Source organism: Roseovarius aestuariivivens (genome assembly GCF_004761875.1).
Taxonomy (GTDB): Bacteria; Pseudomonadota; Alphaproteobacteria; order Rhodobacterales; family Rhodobacteraceae; genus Roseovarius; species Roseovarius aestuariivivens.
The window spans coordinates 41,775-63,095 of the sequence record NZ_SJEY01000003.1; the positions used below are offsets into that span (position 1 = coordinate 41,775).

At 62.5% G+C, this 21,321-nt stretch carries 16 protein-coding genes and 1 other RNA gene; 11 read left to right on the forward strand and 6 right to left on the reverse strand.

Annotated elements, in window-relative coordinates; genetic code table 11:
- Window positions 1-32: 32 nt before the first annotated feature.
- The 6 genes from EZV60_RS05665 to EZV60_RS05690 form a co-directional block, all read right to left on the reverse strand.
- Window positions 33-962 (reverse strand): NUDIX domain-containing protein, encoded by a 930-nt coding sequence (locus EZV60_RS05665; protein ID WP_135503124.1) that lies wholly within the window; start codon window positions 960-962, stop codon window positions 33-35.
- A gap of 1 nt (window position 963) precedes the next feature.
- Complete coding sequence (locus EZV60_RS05670; protein ID WP_135503127.1) at window positions 964-1,422, reverse strand: TrgA family protein; 459 nt, start codon at window positions 1,420-1,422, stop codon at window positions 964-966.
- Entirely contained in the window at window positions 1,422-2,630 is a 1,209-nt protein-coding gene (locus tag EZV60_RS05675) for an SAM-dependent methyltransferase (RefSeq protein ID WP_135503880.1), read from the reverse strand. The genes EZV60_RS05670 and EZV60_RS05675 overlap by 1 nt, the downstream gene beginning before the upstream one ends.
- Before the next feature lie 77 nt (window positions 2,631-2,707).
- Window positions 2,708-4,132 (reverse strand): cryptochrome/photolyase family protein, encoded by a 1,425-nt coding sequence (locus EZV60_RS05680; RefSeq protein ID WP_135503130.1) that lies wholly within the window; start codon window positions 4,130-4,132, stop codon window positions 2,708-2,710.
- A gap of 54 nt (window positions 4,133-4,186) precedes the next feature.
- Entirely contained in the window at window positions 4,187-5,410 is a 1,224-nt protein-coding gene (locus EZV60_RS05685; RefSeq protein ID WP_135503133.1) for an aminotransferase class V-fold PLP-dependent enzyme, read from the reverse strand.
- Window positions 5,411-5,504: 94 nt separating this feature from the next.
- Window positions 5,505-7,157, reverse strand: coding sequence for a BCCT family transporter (locus EZV60_RS05690; RefSeq protein WP_135503137.1), 1,653 nt, complete (start codon window positions 7,155-7,157; stop codon window positions 5,505-5,507).
- A 435-nt stretch (window positions 7,158-7,592) separates the two neighbouring features.
- Between EZV60_RS05690 and EZV60_RS05695 the strand changes: the two genes are divergently transcribed.
- From EZV60_RS05695 to EZV60_RS05745, 11 genes are all read left to right on the forward strand, one after another.
- Window positions 7,593-9,224, forward strand: a complete 1,632-nt coding sequence (locus tag EZV60_RS05695; protein ID WP_167853470.1) for a S8 family serine peptidase — start codon at window positions 7,593-7,595, stop codon at window positions 9,222-9,224.
- A gap of 13 nt (window positions 9,225-9,237) precedes the next feature.
- Window positions 9,238-11,058, forward strand: coding sequence for a trypsin-like serine peptidase (locus EZV60_RS05700; protein WP_135503142.1), 1,821 nt, complete (start codon window positions 9,238-9,240; stop codon window positions 11,056-11,058).
- Window positions 11,055-14,288 carry an ATP-binding protein gene (locus EZV60_RS05705; protein ID WP_135503145.1) on the forward strand — a complete coding sequence of 1,078 codons (3,234 nt, stop codon included), beginning with the start codon at window positions 11,055-11,057 and terminating at the stop codon, window positions 14,286-14,288. Before EZV60_RS05700 ends, EZV60_RS05705 begins: the two co-directional genes overlap by 4 nt.
- Before the next feature lie 23 nt (window positions 14,289-14,311).
- Window positions 14,312-16,270 (forward strand): DNA/RNA non-specific endonuclease, encoded by a 1,959-nt coding sequence (locus EZV60_RS05710; protein ID WP_135503148.1) that lies wholly within the window; start codon window positions 14,312-14,314, stop codon window positions 16,268-16,270.
- Window positions 16,271-16,293: 23 nt separating this feature from the next.
- Window positions 16,294-16,648: a transfer-messenger RNA gene (ssrA, locus tag EZV60_RS05715) on the forward strand.
- A 156-nt stretch (window positions 16,649-16,804) separates the two neighbouring features.
- Window positions 16,805-17,617: a chromate resistance protein ChrB domain-containing protein gene (locus tag EZV60_RS05720; RefSeq protein WP_135503152.1), complete on the forward strand. Its 813-nt coding sequence runs from the start codon at window positions 16,805-16,807 to the stop codon at window positions 17,615-17,617.
- A 4-nt stretch (window positions 17,618-17,621) separates the two neighbouring features.
- Window positions 17,622-18,866: a chromate efflux transporter gene (gene chrA, locus EZV60_RS05725; RefSeq protein ID WP_135503155.1), complete on the forward strand. Its 1,245-nt coding sequence runs from the start codon at window positions 17,622-17,624 to the stop codon at window positions 18,864-18,866.
- A gap of 71 nt (window positions 18,867-18,937) precedes the next feature.
- On the forward strand, window positions 18,938-19,414 hold the full coding sequence (locus tag EZV60_RS05730) for an SspB family protein (protein WP_135503158.1): 477 nt from the start codon (window positions 18,938-18,940) through the stop codon (window positions 19,412-19,414).
- Window positions 19,415-19,519: 105 nt separating this feature from the next.
- On the forward strand, window positions 19,520-20,917 hold the full coding sequence (fumC, locus tag EZV60_RS05735) for a class II fumarate hydratase (RefSeq protein ID WP_135503161.1): 1,398 nt from the start codon (window positions 19,520-19,522) through the stop codon (window positions 20,915-20,917).
- The gene (locus EZV60_RS05740) at window positions 20,914-21,090 is read left to right on the forward strand and encodes a DUF4169 family protein (RefSeq protein WP_135503164.1); all 177 of its coding nucleotides are present in this window, start codon (window positions 20,914-20,916) and stop codon (window positions 21,088-21,090) included. Before fumC ends, EZV60_RS05740 begins: the two co-directional genes overlap by 4 nt.
- On the forward strand, window positions 21,087-21,308 hold the full coding sequence (locus tag EZV60_RS05745; protein ID WP_135503167.1) for a ribbon-helix-helix domain-containing protein: 222 nt from the start codon (window positions 21,087-21,089) through the stop codon (window positions 21,306-21,308). Before EZV60_RS05740 ends, EZV60_RS05745 begins: the two co-directional genes overlap by 4 nt.
- Window positions 21,309-21,321: the final 13 nt, after the last annotated feature.

Genomic DNA, 21,321 nt, shown 5'->3' on the forward strand with positions numbered 1-21,321 from the left:
GGGGCCAGACTTAGAGTGTCAGTCCGGCTAACTCAAGCAGCCGCGCGCAACCGGGCGCGCTCCCGCTCCAGCCACAAAAACAGCAGGATCATCGGCCCGATATTAGCCTCGCCGCTGCGCACCAGATCCATGCCCGCCGCGAAACTCAGAACATGCGTGCGGATGTCCTCGTGCTCGGTCTCAAGCCCGCCCAGCCCGCGTGTCATCTCCGGAAGGTCGCACAGACCGACAAAGCAATGAAACCTCTCCGTCGAACACCCCGGCGAACAGTAATGGCTGCTCACATGCTCCAGCGCGTGCAGGTCCAGACCCGCCTCCTCGACGCATTCGCGCCGCGCGCAGGTCTCGGCGCTCTCGCCCGCGTCGATGCGCCCCGCCACGGGTTCCAGCACCCAAGGGTACGGATCGCCGCGCCCGAAAGGTCTCATGCGGAACTGCTCGACCAGCAGAACGCGGTCCCGCACCGGGTCATAGGGCAGCACGATTGCGGCATCGGTGGCGACAAACACCTCCCGGCGCAGCGCCTCGCTCATGCCGCCCTCAAAGCCCGGGTGCCGCAGCTCGTAGGTTTCGGTCAGGAAATAGCCCTGATGCGTGGCGCGCCGCGACAGCACCTCGACCCGGTCGGCGCACGTCGCGCTGCGCGTCGTCACCGGATCGGGCGCGTCGGCGGCAGCGACCCGCGCGGCCGCCCGCGCCAGAATCATCGGCATCCGCACGGCCAGCGTGCGCTCACCAAGTTTGCCGAAATAGCCCGCAACCTCCCGGGCAGCATGGGCCAACACCCTGGGCTCCGGCAGGTCCCCGCCCGGCGCCTCGGGTGACACGCCAAGACCTTTCGCGAAAAACCAAAGCTTGTCCGCCGCCTCTCCCGTTAGCGGCGGCACACATGCCGCGCCCAAAAGTGCGCACAGAACATCGGGATGGGCCAGCGGCCCGGCAGGGACAAGGTCCCGCGCCATCTCAGCTCCACCTGCGCGCGACGAACTCCGATATGATGCCGATCACAATCCCGCCGCCAACCAGTAGCGCGATCAGCGGCACATGCGCCATCTTCATCACGAAATCGAAGGCGATCTCGAACACCGCCACAAGCCCCTCGACCGGCCCGTCATAGCGCCGTTCCAGCGCGAGCCGCAACATTTCGTTGCTGCTCTGCAGGAAAACGGCCCAGAAAACCATCGCCGCCACACCGGTCAGACCGGCGCTGATCCCGTCAGACAGCCCCCGGCCCAGCCGCGAGCCGATCACGATCCAGCCGCTCAGCAGCCCAAGCGCCACGTTAACCTCATTGAACCAGCCGAAATTGGTCCCCTCCGGCATCAGCGGGCGGAACATCTCGCTTGCGTACCACGCCAACACCGCCATCAAGAGCGCGGCCACGCCTTTGCCGGTGGTCGGCATACGGTCTGATACGGGCATTACTCGGGCCTTGTGATTGTGATCTGGGTCACATCGCAATTACCCGTATGAAAGGCCCCGGCACAAGAGGTCAGGTAGAAATTCCACATCCGGCGGAACCGTGTGTCAAACCCGAGCTTGGCAATTTCGGCCCATTTGTCGTTGAACGTCTCATGCCATCGGCGCAGCGTGAGACTGTAACTTTCGCCGAATTCGATCGAGCGCATTACCGTCAGGCCCGCGCGGCGCACCTGCTCGCGCAACACAGATGGCGACGGCAGCATGCCACCCGGGAAGATGTATTTCTGAATGAAATCCACATCGTTGCGGTAGGCCTCGAACCGCGCGTCGTCCACGGTGATGATCTGTAGCGTGGCTTTGGCCCCGGGCTTGAGCCGCTCTTTCACGGTGCGGAAATAGACCGGCCAGTATTGCTCGCCTACGGCCTCGAACATCTCGATGCTGGCGATGCCGTCATATTGGCCGCGTTCGTCGCGGTAGTCCTGCAGCTTGAGTTCGACCCGGTCCTGCAGCCCGGCATCGGCGATCCGCTTCTGCGCGTACGCGAACTGCGCCTCGCTGATCGTCAGGCCCGTCACCTTCAGACCGCGTTCCTTCGCGGCATATTCCGCAAAGCCCCCCCAGCCACAGCCGATTTCCAGCACGTGATCGCCGGGCTTGGCGCCCATCTCGTCAACCATGCTGGCGTATTTTGCGGTCTGCGCCGCCTCAAGGCTCTCCTGCCCGGTGGCGAAAATGGCCGAGGAATATGTCATCGTCTCGTCCAGCCAAAGCTCGTAGAACGCGTTGCCCAGATCGTAGTGATAGCTGATGTTCTTGCGCGCCTGCGTCTTGGAATTCCGCTGGAACCAGAACCGGATCTTCTCGAAGATTTCCACCAGCTTCTGCCCCGGATACCCGTTATACATCCGGTCGTTGCCGGTGTTGACCAGATCCATGAACGCCTGCAGGTCCGGCGTGCTCCAGCCGCCATCCAGATAAGCCTCGCAAAAACCCAGATAGCCTTCACGGATCATCCGGGCGAAAAGTTCGGGGTCGTGGATGTCGATGCGCGCGACCGGCCCCCGCCCCTTGCCTTCGGCGCGAAAGACGCGCCCGTCGTCCAGTCCGATATCCAGCCGCCCGTTGTCGATGGTCTTGGCGACGCCGAACACGGTGGCGAAATAGCGCGGCAGATCGTGCTGCCCCTGCGTGTCGGTCAGGATCATGCTGTCGGTCCGCTCCTCGGTCCGGGACGAAGTTTGGGCGGTCATGTCCCCGGCATCAAGATCTTTCGAAACGCTAGTCAAAACGGTCTGTCCTCATATGCATTGAGCGCGCGCTGGCGCCCCTCCTTCAATCCCACGATCCGGTCGGGATACGGATCGTCCGGCGACAATCCCCAGGACCGCGGGATCGCGTCGAAATAGCTGAGCGCCGTCTTCGTCGGTTGGCTGTAGTCTTCGGCGATCCACCGTTTCCGATAGCCACCGCTCTTGTCAAATTTCTCGATCTGCGTCTCGGGGTTGAACACCCGGAAATAGGGCGTGGCGTCGGGGCCCGATCCTGCCGACCACTGCCAGCCCATCGCGTTGCTCGCCGGATCCCAGTCGGTCAGATGCTCCTCAAACCAGCGCTGGCCGATCTTCCAGTGGCTCAGAAGATGCTTGGTCAGATAACTTGCCACGATCATCCGCGACCGGTTATGCATCCGGCCCGTCACATACATCTCGCGCATCGCCGCATCGACGAAGGGCTCGCCGGTGCGGCCCCGCTTCCACGCCACCACGTCGTCGCGCGTCTCGTCCTCGTTCCACGGAAAGGCATCCCATTCCTCGCGCCAGTTGTCGGTGGTGATGCGCGGTGTGTGATAGGCCAGGTGATAGGCGAACTCGCGCCAGACAAGCTCCTGCAGCCACGCCTCTGCGCCCTTGCCGCCGCCGTCCCGCATCGCGCGCTGGCTCGCATGCCAGCACTGGCGCGGAGAAATCTCGCCCAGAGCCAGATTCTCAGAGAGACCCGAGGTCCCATCCTCCGCCGGCAGGTCGCGCATATCGTCGTACGCGCCAATCGCGTGGCCCACGAACCAGCCAAGACGCCCCTGTGCGGCCTCCTCGCCCACGCGCTGAAAGGGCAGGCATACCTCCGCCCCCCGGTTCATCGCTGCGCCCAGCGCCCAGTCGTCTAGGGTTTCGCTTTCGGGCCATGTCCCCGGCGTGGGGATATCCTTGGGCGTCGCCAGCGGCTCAGGCACATCCCGGTCGCGCACCGCCTTCCACATCGGCGTGTAGACCTTGTAGAACCCGCCGGTCTTTGTCTCCACCGTCCACGGCTCGAACATCAGGTGGCCCAGATGGCTTTCCGCCTCCACGCCATCCTCGCTCAGCCCGGCCTTCACGTCCTTGTCGCGCGCGATGCTGTCGGGATCATAGGCCCGGCTCCAGTAGACGGCCCCTGCCCCGGTCTCCTCAACAAGCTGGCGCAGCACCTTAAGCGCGTCACCAGAGCGCAGCACCATGCCGCTGCCCCGCTCCTCCAGCCGCGCCTTGACATCGGCGATCGACAGCCCCAGCCGCCATTTCGGCGCTGCCCCAAGGCCATGCAACAGATCGTCGCGGATATAGACCGGGATCACCGGCTCGCCCCGCGCCACGGCGGCGCAAAGGGCCGGATGGTCGCTCAGCCGCAAATCCCGGCGCAGCCACAGGATCGTGGGTGTCGTCTCTGCCATATCGTTATCGCCCCATGTCGTGTCAGGGCGTTACGGCCCGTCTTGTCGTTCAGATCAAAGACAAGCGTCCAGCGCTTTCAGAAGCTTCTCGATCTCGTCTTTTTCGGTGTAGTGCACGAAGCTAAGCCGCAGCACGCCCTTGTCCAGATCGACACCCATCGCGCGCAAGGGCCGCGCGCCGTAGAAATCACCGCCCCCCGCCATGATGCCATGCTCGGCTAGCCTGCGCGCCGCCTCGATGCCCGGTTCCTTGAGCTCCACCGCCACGGTGGGCGCCTTTTGCGCGGCCTCCCGCGGCCCGATGAGCCGGACGGAGTTCTTATCGGCCAGATAATCCAGCATCGGCTGCAAAAGCGCGGTTTCATGCGCCCTCATCAGATCGTGCACGCCCGCCGTCCGCGCCGCCGCGTCGCCCCCGATGCCGTGATGCGCCGCCACACCGTCATAGTAATCCGCCATGCCCGCGCTGGCCGCCACCTGCGCATGATCCGGCCCCGCCGGGGTGAACCGCTTGTAAAGCGCGTCACCGTTGAACCAATGCCCCTGATTGGGCAGCATCTCCCCCAGCTCGCGCCGGATCGTCATGATCCCCTGATGCGGCCCATAGGTCTTGTAGGCGGAGAAAAGATAGATATCCGCCCCGATCTCGCCCACGTTGACGAACCCGTGCGGCGCATAGGACACCCCGTCGACACAGACAAAAGCGCCCGCGGCATGGGCGGCGGCGGTGATCTCCACCACAGGGTTGATCGCCCCCACGATGTTCGAGCAATGCGGAAAACAGACCAGCCGCACCCGTTCGTCCAGCAGGTCCTCCAATTGCTCCAGCCGCAGCATCCCCGTCTCCGGGTCGATCTTCCACTCGCGGATCTCGAATCCGTCCTCGGCCAGCCTTCGCCAAGGCCCGGAATTGGCCTCGTGGTCCTGATCCGTCACGACGACGGCGTCGCCGGGCTCCATCCACTGCCGAAAGGCCTGCGCCAGAACATAGGTGTTCTGCGTCGTGGAGGGCCCGAAAGACAGCTCATCGGGCGCAACACCCAGCATCGCCGACAGCCGCGTGCGCGCCTCGTCCATCTCCTCCCCGGCCAGCCGGCTGGCCTCGTAGGGGCCATAGGGCTGAACCTTGCGCTGTCGGTAATACCGCTCCAGCCGGTCGATCACCGGCTGACAGGTATAGGATCCGCCCGCATTCTCGAAAAACGCCTGTCCCCTCAGGCTGGGCTCGGCGAAGGCCGGAAACTGCGCCCGCGCGAACTCGCTGTCCAGTCCTGACATACCCTGCACCTCCCCATGGCCCTGCCTCCTAGAAACAACAAAGCCCCCCGGGCTGCAACACCCGGGGGGCTCAAAACCGTGTATAACGGCAGGCTTAGCTACGTGGCTCGGACCGCAGGCCCTTCCAGATCGCAAAGCACATCAGCAAGAGCACGATTGTGAACGGCAGACCGGTCGAGATCACCATCGCCTGTAGCGACGTAAGACCGCCTCCGATCAGAAGCGCGATTGCCACAAGGCCCTCGAAGGTGCACCAGAACACGCGCTGCGGGACCGGCGCATCGACTTTGCCACCCGCCGTGATCGTGTCGATCACAAGCGACCCGGAATCCGACGAGGTTACGAAGAACACGATCACCAGGATAATACCGACGGTGGACGTGACCGCCGTCAACGGCAGACCGTCAAGCATCGCAAAGAGCGAAAGTTCAGGTGCGTAATTGTCGATCACGTTGGCCTTCACCGCCGAATCCGCGCCGTTGGCAACCATGTCGTTGATCGCGGCACCGCCGAAGACGGCCATCCAGAAGACGCAGACAAGGCTGGGGATGATCAGCACGCAGGTGATGAACTCGCGCACCGTCCGGCCCCGGCTCACGCGGGCGATAAACATGCCAACGAAGGGTGACCAGCTGATCCACCAGGCCCAGTAGAAGGCGGTCCAGCCTTCGCGGTACCCGTCATCCTCGCGGCCAAACGGCATCGAAAGCGGTACGACCTCCTGGAAATAGGCGCCCAGACCCCGAATGAACTCGCCAAAGATCGTGGCGGCGCCCGCAGCAAAAAGCACGAAGACCAGCAGCACGAAAGCGATGACCATGTTGATCTCGGACAGCACCTTCACGCCCCCATCAAGACCGCGCAGCACCGAGACCAGTGCGATGGCCGTGATGCCGCAGATCAGGATGACCTGCATGGTGATGTTATTTGGTACGTCATAGACGAACTCGAGACCCGCATTGGCCTGCTGCGCGCCCAGACCAAGCGACGTGGCCAGACCAAAGAGCGTGGCAAACACGGCGATCGTGTCGATCGCGTGACCCCACCAACCCCAGACGCGGTCACCCAGGATCGGGTGGAACGCCGAGCGGATCGAAAGCGGCAGACCCTTGTTGTAGGAAAAGAGCGCCAGAGACAGCGCGACCACCGCGTAGATCGCCCACGGATGCAGCGCCCAGTGATAGGACGTCGCTGCAAGCGCCATGCGGCGGGCCTCGGCGATGTTGTCCTCGATCAGCGCGCCGTCCTCGGTAAAGGGCCGCACCACGCCAAGCGGCTCGTCACCCCAGGGAGTGCCGAAGTAATAGGCCGGCTCCAGCACGCCGAAGAACATCAGGCCAATGCCCATACCGGCGGCAAAAAGCATGGCGAACCAGCCGGGATACCCGTAGTCCGGCGTCGCCTCGTTCCCGCCAAGCCGGACCGAGCCCAGCGGCGTCACGATCAGCAAAAGGCAGAAAATGACGAAAATGTTGGCCGCGGACAGGAAAAACCAGTCGAACGTACTGGTCAGGAACGGCCGCAGCCATCCAAAGAACTCACCTGCCTGCGTTGGCGCGATCAGCGCGTAAGCGACAAAGATCACGACACTCAGACCGGATATCACGAACACCGGATTGTGAATGTCGATCGCGAACGGTCCGACTTTCGTTTCGATATTGTCCTGACCGATTTCATAATCGGTCTCGATCAGATCTACCTCGCCTTCCGGCTTCGGTATGCCCTGACCCACTGTTTCATCGGCCATGTTGGGCCTCCCTCCTGATTTTCTTTCTTTCGTGCATTGGTCACCCGTGACCAAAGCATTGCGAAACTCGTTCGTTCCGACTCTCGGCGTCCCGCAAAACGAGACGAAACGCCCGGCGCGGCTGCAAGCCATCCGTCAAGCGATGACGCTGTCTAGCCTAAAGGCACTGGCATAGAATGTACAAACGGTAAAATTCGTCCTGCAAACTTGCTACAAATTGTACAAAACTCCGCTTCGACAGGTTTTTTCATGGGCTGGTTTTCCTGACCTAGGCAAGATCCTCTTTTTGGGACTAAGCTGACCCTGCGGAACCCGATCAGGATCCAAGCCGCATTTCTTGGCCCCGGTGCTCCGCCTGCGCGTTTTTTTTGACCCCGCGCAGCCGTAGCGTTTTGCAATTGTACGTTGTCACAGTCATTGATGTCAGGAGGTGCCATGCCCCGCGATCTTTACGCCCGCCTCAACCAGGGTTTGCCCATCCCCGACGAAGACGCGCTCGTGATCGAACTCGTCTTCGACACGCCGCGCAGCCCCGAAAACGTCGCAGCACAGCTCGCCGGGATCCTGCCGGACGCCAGCGCCGAAGTCACCAGCGCCTTCGAACAGCCCGAGGATCTCTTTCATTTCATTCGTTTTTTTGGCACCACCGGTCAGGGGGACGAGGCGCTGGCCTTCGCGTTCGCCCGCGCGCTGCGCCCCGAAATGGGCGCGGTCGAAGCCAATCCCGTTCTCACCGACAGCCTCTACGGCGCCTATGCGGTGGGAGCGACAGACACCGAAAGCCTCGGGCTCTCGTGCTCCACCCCGCGCGACGACAGCCTGCCCTGGGGCTGGGTGCATACCCGCATCGGCACGCGCGCCGCCTGGTCAAAGCACACGCGCGGCTCCGGCAGTACGGTTGCGGTGATCGACACAGGCTATTCCAACCACCAGGAACTGACCGGGGCGATCCGAAGCCAGGGACAACGCAATTTCGTGGAGGGCGGCAGTGATGCAAGAGACCGTTTTTCTACGGGAATCCTGAAACACCCCGGTCACGGCACGCTGGTCTGCTCGGTGATCGCATCGCGCGGCACCGTGGATGCGCAGGGCAACGTGACCTCCGGCGGTGGCATCACCGGCTCCGCGCCAGAGGCCACGATTCTACCCATCCGCGCCATCAAATCGGTGATCGACGCCACGCAGAACCGCATCGCACCCGCCATCGCGCATGCGATCAATCAGGGGGCCGACGTGATCGCCATGGCTCTTGGTGGTCCGACCCGCGTCGCCGCCACCGAAGCGGCAATGCGTCAGGCGGTCGCCCACGGCCGCATCGTAGTGTGCGCAGCCGGCAATTGCTGGCCTCGCGTGGTCTTCCCGGCGGCCTATGCCTCTCGCGGGCTCTGCACCGCGGTGGCCGCTCTCAATCCCGACCTGACCCCATGGGCAAAGACCGGATCGGGCCCCGAGGTGACGGTGTCGAACTACGGCGTACATGTCTGGGGCGCGGCCAAGAACAAGGCGTCTGATCCCGATCACGGCATCCGACCGGCTCAAGGCACGACCCTCGCAACCTCGCTAACGGCGGGCGCCGCAGCCCTTTGGGTGGCGCGGCACGGCGGACGCGCAGCCTTGAAAAACAAGGCGGATGCGGCGGGCACGACCGTGCAGGCGATGTTCGTGCATTGCCTCACCCGCGGCCTGACCCGTCCACCGGCCTGGGGCGGATCAGGCGCGCTCGGGGCGGGCGTGGTCGATGTCGATCGCCTTCTGGACGCCCCCCTGCCGAGCGGGGCCGAGGCCCCCGCCCCAGCAGAGCCCGGCCCCACCGGCGCCACGCCCAGCCTTGCCGTGTTGCAGGATCATCTGGCCGGACACGACCCCGCCGCCGCCGCAGAGCTCGATTCCGATCTAGCCGATTATGCCGCCGAGTTGATCTGGCTCAGCCATCGCGCTCAGGCGCGCGTGAGGGCTGCCGAGAGCCTGACGACCGAGGCCGTCGCCGCGCCCGACGCGGCCTCGGACGCGCTGGCCGCACGACTGACCGAAAAGCCCGCGTTGCGCGCCGCGCTGCGCCGACCCTAGAGCCCGCAACGCAATGCCGACGCTCCTGCTTCCCACCGTGCTCGCGCCGCTATTGCGGACGCACCGGACCTTGATGGAACAGGTTCTCGAAGCGACGTATTCCGAGAACGCGGTACAGCAGCGGCTCGACATTCTTGAGATGCTTGCGCAGGCCAACCAATTGACCCTGGCCGAGCTTTTGTCCCACACGCTTGAACGCGACCAGCTATCCAACCGTTTTGCCGCCATCCTGCGCAACCGTGCCCCCGAACTTCTACCGCTCGACAGCACGCCCGACCTGCCGAGTGTCGATGAAAACGCCGCGCTGGACGATACGGTGAACCTGCAGAAAATGGGAATTTTCACCACACAAGCGCATGCGCGGCGCTGTCGCATCGCGATCAGTCCCCGCCCCGGCCAGCGGGCCAAGGTGCGCGGCAGCGGTCTTTTGGTCGGCCGCCGTCTTGTGCTGACCGCCGCCCACGTGATCGACGAAGCGCTCAATCCCGGACCCGACCTTGGTAAACCGCTGATCGTGGTGACCGATGTGAACCATCAGGATTACGACGCCTGGCCGGTCTTCGTCTCACCGGTACATGATGAAGACCGCAACGGGCGCATGGCCCCGCCCGAAGCCTATGAAACCCATGCCGATGTGGCCCTTCTGCGGTTGATCAAACCGATCGGGCGGGATCACAAATACGGCCACTTTTCACTGAACCACGCACATCCCTCGGGACCCGGCACCTGGAATCTCATCCTTCTGCATTATCCAGCCGGACAGGATATCGGCGCAGAACTTAGTGCCTATAGCCGTCAGACAGGCACGGACATGTACCTGCCGCACAGCGCAGGCAGTGCCGGCGGGTCGTCCGGCGGCGCGGGCTTTTGCAGCAACTTCGGCTTTGTCGGACATCACCAGGCGGGCGTGCCGGGTCGCCACGCAGGCCGCATCGTGCCGTTCGAACGCTACGATCACAACGCGGATTTCCGCGCCGCCCTCGCGGCCGACACACAGCCCGATTACCTTTGGTCGACAGACGAGTCCCCCGATGGCCATTTCATCATCGGTCGCAGCCGGTTCTTCGACGGGCTAAGCGCGATCTTCGAGGGCACGGCGCCCGCGCTGCGCGGGATCTGGGTCAAGCGGATGGATCCCGCCCTGTCGACCGCCGGTCTTTCGTTCAGCTTCGACATGCTTACCGCCTACTTGGCCGCGCATGACCGGAACGACGCCGCGCACCGCGTCTCCACCGATCTCGTAAGCGGCGACCTTCTGGGTGAAATTAACGCCGCGTTGATCGGCACAGGCACGCCGCTTCTGGCAAGCCCGGGCGTCGGCCCAGACGACACGACGCGCGCGGCCACCGCAGCTGAGCGGGCGGAAATCCTGGCCGCGCGACTGCAGTCCAAAGCTTTATCGCAAGGCGCACCGATCTGGCTTTGCTTCGACAATCCCCCGAACGGTCTGACACAATCGACTCGCCTGCAGCTGGAACATCTGATCGCGCAATGCCTGACCAAGCCCGATCTGCGCCTCTTGCTGGCCGGGTTCGAGACCTTCTCGATCCGCGACCGGATCTACGAAAGCGTGGCCAAGGCACGGCTGCAGGATGCCCCGGGCCTTCTGATCGAGGAAATCGGCGAATTCACTGAAGAAGACGTGCGGGACACAGTCGCCTCCATGGTCAAGAGCCTTGGCCTGCCCTGGAACGAGGGCGTAATCCAGACGGCCGTCACCGTCGCTCTGACCGGCATCGACGAAATCGCGGGCCGTTATCCTGCGCGCGCGGCTCAATTGGTGGCCAAAGCACTCAAGGCGCAGGTGCGGGTCCTAGGCGTGGGGCAATCATGACCGCCGCGCCCACCCCCGAGCGCGATGCGCTTTACAAGCGCGTGTATCTTTACGCCGCGTTGCATGAAAGTTTCGCACCGATGGAGGCATTGAGCTGGGCGGCGGGAGGGCGTCTACCCGATGATCTGCACCTGACCTCGGAGATTTTATCGCTTCTGCGCCCGCACTGCATGCCGGACCCGGCCGCGCGCCCCGATCAGCCGACATGGATCATGCGCCCTGCCGCACGGCACTATGCGCTCGACGAAACCCGGATCGAAACAGACGTGGTCACAGATTTCGATACCGACCTGGCGGACGCAAGACTGGGGCGTGGACCCTTCGCACCGGCGGCGCTGGACGCCCGCATCGCCGCCGGTGATCCGGCACCGGATATCGCGCACATCGCAGGCACGCTCGACCGCGCCGGCCCGCATGCCCCCGGCGCCGACCGCGTCACCGCCCTGCGCGCGCTGATGAACCGAGCCGAAGCGCAAGCCCGCACCGACGCTTTGTTGACCCAGGGCCTCAAGGGACGCGAGACGGAGTTGGACGCCATCGCCGAAGCGCTTGCCGCACCGCTCGAACGTCCACCAGTCACCGCCGTCACAATCTCAGGTCTGGCCGGGATCGGGAAATCGTCTTTGCTCGACTACGCCATTGAGCGCGCCCGGCTTGTCGTGGCGCCCGTCGTCGTGCGGCTCGATTTCGATCGTGCAGGGCTCGACCTGCGCGATGCGCGTAGCTTTTACGACGAGATTTCGCGGCAGGTCGGCGACGCCTTGCCGGGACTGGCAGCCGACCTGCGCGCGCGTCGTCTGGCTGCCGCGCCGCGCCAGATCGCGCTGACACGGTTGAAGGAGACAACGAAGAGCGTACCGGAGACGCCTTTGATCGAGTTGGTCACGGAAATGATGCGCGCCATCAATGCCGAAGGCCGTCTGCTCCTCGTCGCACTAGATACGATGGAGGTTCTGCGCGCCGAGGGTGAGAGTCGGATTGCGCTACTCTTCGAACGGCTCGACCGGCTGTTTCACGCCGGGCTGGAACGCATGGTCGTGCTCGCCGCCGGTCGCGGACGTTTCATGGATCCCGCGCCCAAGCGGATTAGGGGCGCCACGCTTTTCCTCGACGGGCTGGAAGACAACGCGGCGCGTGCGGTTCTGGCCGGTGAGGGCGTGCCGGAGATGCTGTGGTCCGATATCCTGCGGCTTGCACAGGGCAATCCGCTATTCTTGCGACTGGCCGCGCGCGCTGTACCGGGCGGGGCTATTGAAACCGGTGACTTGCCCAAGGGCGCCCCGCCCGAAGCCGTGGCCGGTGTGCTTTACCGCGCGATCCTGTCGCGCGTACCCGAGCCGCTGCGCCAGATGGCCGCTATGGGCCTGCTTTTGCGCGAACTCAGCCGCGAAAGCGTTGCGCGGGTTCTGGCGCCGTCGGTCGCACCAGACGCCACTAGGGCGCAACTGGATCGCAGTTTCGCAGCCCTGGCCAAACATACCTGGCTCGTCTCCGAGGATGTCGAAGCGGGCATCCTGCGCCACCACGAAGACGTGCGGCGTGCCTTTCTGTCGCTTCTCTACGCCGATGCCCCTGAACGTTGCGCCGAGATCGACGCCCGTGCAGAGCGGTTCTTTGAAGAAACCGGGCGGCCGGAACTTGCGCTTTACCATCGTTTGCAACTGATGCGCGATGGGCGCGCGGCACCGGGCATCGACGCGGCCGTTGCAAGGCAATTGCCGCCCTCAGCGGCCGAGGACCTGCCCCCGGCCGCACGCGACGTCCTGCGACAGGCCCAAGGCCTGCGATCGGATTTCGCGCGCGCCGGAGCAACCAAAGTCAAACCGCGTGGTGTCGCTAAGACCTCCGCGGTGCCCGATCATTCCGAGGCGTTTTTTACGGGTCCCGGGCCTGTCTGCCGGTTCGACACCGCACGAGACCGGCTTTTGCTGCTCGACACGCCGGATACCATCGCGCCGGACGCCCGCGCATTGCGCGATCTGGCGCGCTCGCTGGCCGGCCATGACCTGCGAGAAGCAGAATTCATCGTCCAGAATGGACTTCAGGGCGAGATCCCAGCGGGATCACCCGCGGGGCGTCTGGTGTTGTGCCATCTATGGCTGACCGGCCGCTGGTCCTCGGCACGGCGACTGTTTCGCGCGCTGCCTGAAGATGCACTGGATCAGGCGCTTGAAGAGGCACCGGCGCTTCAGGGAAGGATCCTACTGGATATCGAGGCCGAGTTCCGCTTCGACGCGTTGGTGAGGCGTTTGCGCGGCGACAGCAACCTTGCCATGCGCGCCATCGCCGTACGCCGTGACGCAGGTCGTGCCGGTCTGTCGGGCGGCGCCCTGGACATGGCCCTGCTGACGGCTCTGCCCACCGACGCTCTGCCGCATCAGGAACTGGATACGGCATTCGGGCTTTTGGCGCATAACGGCGGAGAGGCAAGGCAAGCCGAAGAGCGACTGCACTATCTGGCGCGCGCCGAGATGACCCGGCATGGACTTTATGTGGGACCGATCATGGGCAACGACCCGGACGCGAAAGCCTCGGCCACGCGCGAATTGGCCGTACTCAATCCCTATGCACGACGCCAGATGGCGATGCTGCTGCGCGCGCCACGCGGGGCTTTGGAGACGTTTTTTGCAGATGCGCACGGTTTACCTCGTGCCGCCGCCGCGCATTACGCGCCGCATGTTGAAAACGCAGACGACGCGCTGTCTCGGAATTACCCGTTGCCCCGCGATCTGTTGCGGGCGTTTCACGCAATGGGTTTGGCGGCGGAATGGTCGGAAGGGTTCACACTCTTCAATCCAGTGGCCGATCTACCGCTTTTGGCAGAATGTTCGGAGCGCTGGCGGCGCGCGGTTGCCGGTGACTGGGCTTACGGGCGGCAGAAACCCGCAGAATGGACCGGCACGACCGGGCCGGACAGAGTAACGATTGCGCGGGCCAAAAAGCTCTTTGAAGACGACAGCTCCGCAGACGCGGCGCGAGCGGAACTCTACTTCTGGTCGCAGCCGACACACACGCCAGCCGAGGCAGCACGGCACCTGCAACGTCGTTTCCGTGACCGATACGAGAAATGCCTGTTCAATATCAGCTCAGATATCGATCCACTTGCGGCCCTTTCACAAGCCTTGGGCAATTTTCATAGCGCCGAAGTAACCGGCATCGCCGCCGCGCCATTGGCGGTGCTTGCCGCGCGCGGCGTGCCCGCCGACAGCGCCTTCACCCCTCCAGACTGACCCTGCCTGAAAGGACCAGACCCATGACCGAACCCGGCACACAGGAAAGCATCTCGCGCCTCTCGCGCCTCGCACAGAACGGCACGTTCGATCAGGTCCTCACAAGCGCGAGGCGGGGCAATCCGCTGTTGGCAGAACTTGGACTCGACGCTGACATGCTTGAGGCGCAGCTTCAGACACCGCCACAACAGCTTGAGACTGCGGGTGAATCGCCGGTCCGGCTGGAAGCTATCATCGAGCTTGTTTTGCGGCCGCCACTTCTAGTGGAAAACGGAGAGGTCTCGGGGCGCCACACCCTGCCCGACGTATTCGGCCCCGATATCTCCGGCAAGATCGCGCAGTTGCACAAATACATCCCTTCGATTGGCCGTATCGAGTTCCACAACCATTCCCGCGCTTGGGGCGGCACCGGCTGGATCATCGAGGAGCGCGCCAACAGCTTCATCGTCGCGACCAACAGGCATGTAGCTAAGCTTGTGGCGCGGCGTACGTTTCGGGGCGATGCGGTCTATGCGTTCGGCCCGGGCAATGTGAAGTACCGTGCCGACATCGATTTTGGCGAGGAAACCAACGCCGTACCCGACCCGGCGAAGGTTTTTGCCATCCGCCGCTTTACGTATCTCGCCGACGATATCTCCGCCGATGTGGCCCTTGGCGAGATCGAAAAGCCCGATGCCGACCATGGCTTAACGGCGCTGCCACTGGCGGCGACCGATGCCGAAGACGCCGAGCGCGTGGCCACCGTGGGCTATCCCGCCTACGACACACGCAACGCACATGTTCACATGGAGCGTTATTTCAAAGGGCTTTACGATGTGAAGCGCTTCGCGCCCGGCTTTATAAAAGCCCTTGGCGATATCCTGAGCCATGATTGCACGACGCTAGGCGGCAATTCGGGCTCTCCCTTGATCTCACTTGACCGCGCGGAAGTGGTGGGCCTGCATTTCGCCGGAGCCTATCGCGAGGCCAACTCGGCGGTTCGCGCCTCGACCTTGCGCGCTCTGTTGGCCGGCACAGCCCCCGCGCAAGCCATTGCGGCCCATGCCAGCAGGGCAACCGAAGCCGCCGACCGCAGCCATGATGCCGCTTTTTTCGAGGGGCGCGACGGATACGATGCGGGATTTCTACGCGCCACAAAGGTGCCCTTGCCCACCCTGCCCGCCGAGTTGCAACTAGCCGCCCCCTCGGATGCAACGCAGGATCGGCCTTTCGAACTGCGCTATCAGCATTTTTCTGTGCTCTACTCGGCGCGCAACAAGGGTCCGGCACTTACTGCGTTCAATATCGACGGTGCGCAGTTCCGCCACATCAAACGGCACAATTCGACGTGGTTTCACGACCTGCGCATTCCCCGCGAGATCCAGCTTGACCGCGAGGGATACGGCCACGCGGATATCGACCGCGGCCACATGGTGCGCCGCTTGGCCACAAATTGGGGCACCCCGGATGAAGCGGCCCGATCCAATCTCGACAGCTACCATTACACCAACGCCAGCCCTCAGCATCGCAGCCTAAACCGGTCAAGGGCGCAATGGCTCGGGTTGGAGGATTACGTTCTGTCAAACATCCGCACGCACGGGTTTCGCGCCAATGTCTTCACCGGGCCGGTCTTCACGCCCGAAGACATAGAAATGGGCGAGACCGGCGCGCCTCTTCCTGCGCATTTCTGGAAGGTTCTCACCATGTTGGCTGAGGGTCCGGACGAGGTCATTCGCCTTCACGCCACGGCCTATATGCTCAGCCAGGGCGAACTAATTCAACAAATGTTGCTTCAGGGCGGAAACGTGGAATCGACCGAAGGCTTCGAGTTCGGCGAGTTCAAGACCTTTCAGATCCGCATCAGCGACCTCGAGACGATGACCGGCTATGACTTCGGTTCATTGCGAGACTTCGATCCGCTGGAGCGACTTGCGCAATCTGAGGCCGCGATTTCGCCCCGACCGATGGTGGAACTGGACCAGCTCGAGCAGATTGTGCTTTGAAAAAACTGTCTCCCGCAGATCTGGCCCTTTGCAAAACGCCCACGCATCCCTATGTTAGAACCGTTCCCGCATGGGGACTATGGACATAAACGCGCTCGTAATAAGCGGATCGGACCCGGGGGCGGTACCCGGCGGCTCCACCAAAAAACCCTGCGTTGGCGGGACATGGGGCCGAAATAGGATCGACGAACGTCTAAAGGGGTTAGCTTTGTCCCGGTGAGATACCACCGTTATCGGTTCGCAAAAGCATAATTGCCAACGACAATCGTGCTCCGGTCGCCGTTGCCGCGTAAGCGGTAATAAGACCGAAACTTTAAGCCCTGTCCTCTAGCAAGGGCAGGCGGGGTTCGCAGGCGCCTGGCAACAGAAGCCTGCACTTTCTCGTCTCGACACAGACTTAAATATCGCCAATGGCTTGCAGTTGGAATTTGACAGCTTAGGCAAGCTAAGTCATGACTTAATCAAGGGGCGTTCTGCGACTGCCCCGTGAGGCCAAGGCCCAAAGTCGCATCCACTGTATTGCCAGAGGATGCCATGCCTGCGCCCAACGAAATCTCCGTCTCTCAGCTCGACCGGCTTATCGGAACTCCAGAAGCACCCGAAATCATAGATGTCTGCCTCGAAGACGACTTTGCGGCAGACCCTTTTCTTATCCCCGGATCGCGCCGACACCCCCACACCGATGCCGGCGGGCTGATCACACAGCTGTCAGGTAAGCGCGCTGTAATTGTTTGCCAGAAAGGTCTCAAACTCAGCCAAGGTCTGACGAGTCTACTGCGCTCCGAAGGCATCGACACAGAATATTTGCAGGGAGGAATGTTCGGCTGGCGCGACGCGCGGGGCACGATGCGCCTGAACGCCGCCGCACGACCTGAAACGGTGAATGGCGCCACGCTCTGGGTCACCCGCCATCGACCAAAGATCGACCGAATCGCCTGTCCTTGGTTGATCCGCCGGTTCGTGGACCCCGCTGCACGCTTCCTGTTCGTATCTCCGTCCGAGGTGTTGAACGTCGGCGAGCGCTTCGGCGCGACGCCTTTTGATATCGAGGGCGTATTCTGGTTGCACGACGCGGACCGGTGCAGCTTCGACAAAATGCTGACCAAATTTCACCTGACCTCGGATGCGCTGAAACGTCTTGCGATGGTTGTTCGCGGCGCCGACACGAACCGGCACGATCTGCATCCCGCTTGCGCCGGTCTTCTGGCGCTTTCCGTGGGGCTTTCGCGCCAGTATCGCGACGATCATGATCAGCTGGCGGCCGTTATGGGGCTTTACGACGCGCTGTACCGTTGGGCACGCGACGGGTATGACGAAGGCCATGACTGGCCGACGGCACGCGGGTGACGGCATGACACCATCTGTGACTGACCTGTTCCGCGTGTTCGGGCGCATTGGCCTATTATCCTTTGGCGGTCCCGCGGCGCAAATCTCCCTGATGCAGACCGAGCTTGTTGATCGCCACGGCTGGCTGAGCGAAAAGCAGTTTCTGCAGGCGTTGTCCTTTTGCATGCTGCTGCCCGGTCCAGAGGCAATGCAGCTGGCGACCTATTCAGGATGGCGGCTGCGCGGCGTACAGGGTGGGCTTTTGGCCGGGCTGTTGTTCGTACTACCGGGAGCGGCGATCATCCTCGCACTGGCCTTCGGCTATGCCTTTTATGGTCAAGTGCCCGTAGTCCAAGCGCTTTTTTCCGGTGTGAAGGCCGCGGTGGTGATCATCGTCTTTCAGGCGCTAACAAAGCTAAGCCGCCGCGCCTTGCAAGACTGGCAAGCTCGGGCGCTGGCGATTCTGGCATTTGCGGCGATCTTCTTTTTCTCCGTACCGTTTCCGGCGATCATCGCCATGGCTGCCCTGATCGGTGCACTTGGAACTTCAAAAGAGCCTCACAACCAACAGATATTAAAGAAAACCTCTCCATTATCGACACTCAGAACCGTACTGCTGTGGGGCGCCATCTGGGCTTTGCCAATCTGTCTTTTGTGGGCGGTGGAGGCGCCGCTCCTGCTTGATGTCGCCCTGTTCTTCTCAAAGCTCGCCGTTGTTACATTCGGCGGTGCCTACGCGGTTCTTGCTTACATGACTCAGGAAATCGTGCAGGGCTATGGCTGGCTCAGTACCGATCAGATGATAGACGCGCTCGGTCTTGCCGAAACCACGCCCGGGCCGCTTATTCTCGTCACCGAGTTCACGGCCTTCCTTGCAGGATATTACGCACAGGGCCCGGCCCTCGGTATCTTGGCTGCCCTGATCTGTCTCTGGGTGACGTTCACGCCTTGTTTCCTTTGGATTTTTGCCGCCGCACCCTACCTCGAAACGCTTTTGTCACGACCCCGCTTGCAGGGCGCGTTCAACGCGATCTCGGCCAGCGTGGCCGGCGTCATCCTGAATCTGGCGGTGTGGTTCACCCTGCACGTGCTGTTCCGTCAGGTTACCGAAACCGCGTTCGGCCCGTTGATCAGTGCCGAAGATTTTTCGATCTTCGACGCCGGCCTCGTTTTGGCCGCAGCCATTGTTTTCCTCGGGCTGCGCCTTTCGATGCCGGTCGGCCTCGCGGCGATGGCCGCTTTGTCAGGTTTGGCACATCTCTTGGTGTAAACGGCCTCGGACAGGTCTTTCGTTTCGCCCCGAATCCCCTATGCTGACGTTAGGTAGAAGCAGGGTCCGACATGACGCGCTCGATCGATTACGGAAAACTGATGCACCGCGCCATGCGCGGCCTTATCCAGGAGGTACTTCGCGACGTGCGCGAACGGGGCCTGCCCGGCGCGCATCATTTCTTTATCACCTTCGAAACCACCCATCCGGATGCCCGCGTCGCCGATTGGTTGAAAGAGCGATACCCGAACGAAATGACCGTTGTCATGCAGCACTGGTTCGACAACCTGGAGGTGACCGACGACGGTTTCTCGGTAACGCTTAACTTCGGGGATACGCCGGAGCATCTTTATATACCCTATGACGCGATCCAAACCTTCGTTGATCCATCCGTCGAATTCGGCCTGCGTTTTGAGTCGCAGGAGAGCGACGACGGAGATGAGGAAGACGCACCGCGTGCTGCCGCCCCGCTGAAGCGATCCGGCGACGAGAACGAAAGCAGCGTGAAAGACGCGGATATCGTCAGTCTCGACAGTTTCCGAAAATAGCGACGAACCTAAAGGGTGCGCGCAGTATACACTGGCATACCCTGTTGATCTTTCCCGCCCCTTCGCTATGACAGATGCAGCCTGATTTCCTGGGAGATGCATGACATGACAGCCACCCGCACCGAATCCGACAGTTTCGGCCCGCTTGAAGTTCCAGCCGACAAATATTGGGGGGCACAAACGCAACGGTCGCTGATGAACTTTCCCATCGGCTGGGAGAGACAGCCCGTCTCCATCGTGCGTGCGCTGGGTGTCATCAAGAAGGCCTGTGCGATAGCCAACAAGGAGGCGGGCGTTCTGGACGCGAAACTGGCCGACGCCATTATCCAGGCGGCGGGCGAGGTCATCAAGGGCAAGCTCGATGACCATTTCCCGTTGGTCGTGTGGCAAACCGGCTCGGGCACACAGTCGAACATGAACGCCAACGAGGTGATCGCGAACCGCGCGATCGAGATCCTTGGCGGCACGATCGGCACAAAGGATCCGGTGCACCCCAACGATCATTGCAACATGGGTCAGTCGTCGAACGACACGTTCCCGACGGCCATGCATATCGCCACGGCAATGAGTGCGCGCGACGTGCTGCTGCCGGGGCTGGAAAAGCTTCTGGCAGGCCTCGAGGCCAAGTCCGAAGAGTTCAAAAACATCATCAAGATCGGGCGCACCCACACCCAAGACGCTACGCCGCTGACACTGGGACAAGAGTTTTCCGGCTATGCGCACCAGGTCCGCCAAGGGATCGCGCGAATTCAGGCGGGTCTACCCGGGATCTACGAACTAGCACAGGGCGGCACGGCCGTGGGCACAGGTCTCAATACCCGCAAGGGTTGGGGCGAGGCCGTGGCCGCGAATATGGCGGAAATCACCGGATTGCCTTTCGTCACCGCGCCGAACAAGTTCGAGGCGTTGGCCGCGCATGACGCCATGGTGTTTCTGTCGGGGGCTGTCACGACGGTCGCGGGCAGCTGCTACAAGATCGCCAATGACATTCGTTTCCTCGGCTCTGGCCCACGGTCCGGTCTGGGCGAACTCATCCTGCCTGAAAACGAACCGGGCAGCTCGATCATGCCCGGCAAGGTTAATCCAACCCAGGCCGAGGCATTGACCCAAGTGGCCGCCCACGTGATGGGCAACGACGCCGCGATCAAGTTCGCCGGCAGCCAGGGCCATTTCGAGTTGAACGTTTACAACCCGATGATGTCCTACAACCTGCTTCAGTCGATTCAGCTTTTGGGGGATGCCGCCGACAGCTTTACCGAGCGGATGCTCAACGGGATCGAAGCCAATGGTCCGCGCATCGAAAAGCTGATGAAAGAATCGCTGATGCTGGTCACCGCGCTGGCGCCCACGATCGGGTATGACAATGCCACCAAAGTCGCCAAGACGGCGCATAAGAACGGCACGACCCTCAAAGAAGAGGCGATCAACCTTGGCTTTGTGGACGAAGAGACCTTCGACCGAGTGGTGCGTCCCGAAGACATGATTGGCCCCAAGAACGCATGAGCACGCCCGTCAACCTGAACAAGATCCGCAAAGCGAAGGCGCGCGCCCAAAAAAAGGCGCGCGCGGCGGAAAACGTGGTTCGGTTCGGGCGCAGCAAGTCGGAAAAAGAGCTGGACAAGGCACATGCGCAAAAAGCGCAAGATCACTTGGATCAGACACATCGAAAGGAATGAGCGGGCGTCCTGTCAAACACTCTTTGACCCTGCGAGGGCATCGGACCAGCGTGTCGCTCGAAGATGAATTCTGGGATGCCTTTCGAGAAATAGCGAGAAAAAAATCCAAACCCATCAATGCCCTCGCCGCAGAAATTGATGCAGAGCGCGGGGTTGATCTTGGCCTGGCGTCGGCGATCAGGCTCTATGTTCTAAGGCATTTTCGCGAGCGCAATTGATCCGCTCTCTACT

Excerpts from the sequence above, each read along its gene's own strand:
- EZV60_RS05665 (WP_135503124.1), bottom strand. The coding sequence starts at position 962 with ATGGCGCGGGACCTTGTCCCTGCCGGGCCGCTGGCCCATCCCGATGTT.
- EZV60_RS05670 (WP_135503127.1), bottom strand. The coding sequence starts at position 1,422 with ATGCCCGTATCAGACCGTATGCCGACCACCGGCAAAGGCGTGGCCGCG.
- EZV60_RS05675 (WP_135503880.1), bottom strand. The coding sequence starts at position 2,630 with ATGATCCTGACCGACACGCAGGGGCAGCACGATCTGCCGCGCTATTTC.
- EZV60_RS05680 (WP_135503130.1), bottom strand. The coding sequence starts at position 4,132 with ATGGCAGAGACGACACCCACGATCCTGTGGCTGCGCCGGGATTTGCGG.
- EZV60_RS05685 (WP_135503133.1), bottom strand. The coding sequence starts at position 5,410 with ATGTCAGGACTGGACAGCGAGTTCGCGCGGGCGCAGTTTCCGGCCTTC.
- EZV60_RS05690 (WP_135503137.1), bottom strand. The coding sequence starts at position 7,157 with ATGGCCGATGAAACAGTGGGTCAGGGCATACCGAAGCCGGAAGGCGAG.
- EZV60_RS05695 (WP_167853470.1), top strand. The coding sequence starts at position 7,593 with ATGCCCCGCGATCTTTACGCCCGCCTCAACCAGGGTTTGCCCATCCCC.
- EZV60_RS05700 (WP_135503142.1), top strand. The coding sequence starts at position 9,238 with ATGCCGACGCTCCTGCTTCCCACCGTGCTCGCGCCGCTATTGCGGACG.
- EZV60_RS05705 (WP_135503145.1), top strand. The coding sequence starts at position 11,055 with ATGACCGCCGCGCCCACCCCCGAGCGCGATGCGCTTTACAAGCGCGTG.
- EZV60_RS05710 (WP_135503148.1), top strand. The coding sequence starts at position 14,312 with ATGACCGAACCCGGCACACAGGAAAGCATCTCGCGCCTCTCGCGCCTC.
- EZV60_RS05720 (WP_135503152.1), top strand. The coding sequence starts at position 16,805 with ATGCCTGCGCCCAACGAAATCTCCGTCTCTCAGCTCGACCGGCTTATC.
- chrA (WP_135503155.1), top strand. The coding sequence starts at position 17,622 with ATGACACCATCTGTGACTGACCTGTTCCGCGTGTTCGGGCGCATTGGC.
- EZV60_RS05730 (WP_135503158.1), top strand. The coding sequence starts at position 18,938 with ATGACGCGCTCGATCGATTACGGAAAACTGATGCACCGCGCCATGCGC.
- fumC (WP_135503161.1), top strand. The coding sequence starts at position 19,520 with ATGACAGCCACCCGCACCGAATCCGACAGTTTCGGCCCGCTTGAAGTT.
- EZV60_RS05740 (WP_135503164.1), top strand. The coding sequence starts at position 20,914 with ATGAGCACGCCCGTCAACCTGAACAAGATCCGCAAAGCGAAGGCGCGC.
- EZV60_RS05745 (WP_135503167.1), top strand. The coding sequence starts at position 21,087 with ATGAGCGGGCGTCCTGTCAAACACTCTTTGACCCTGCGAGGGCATCGG.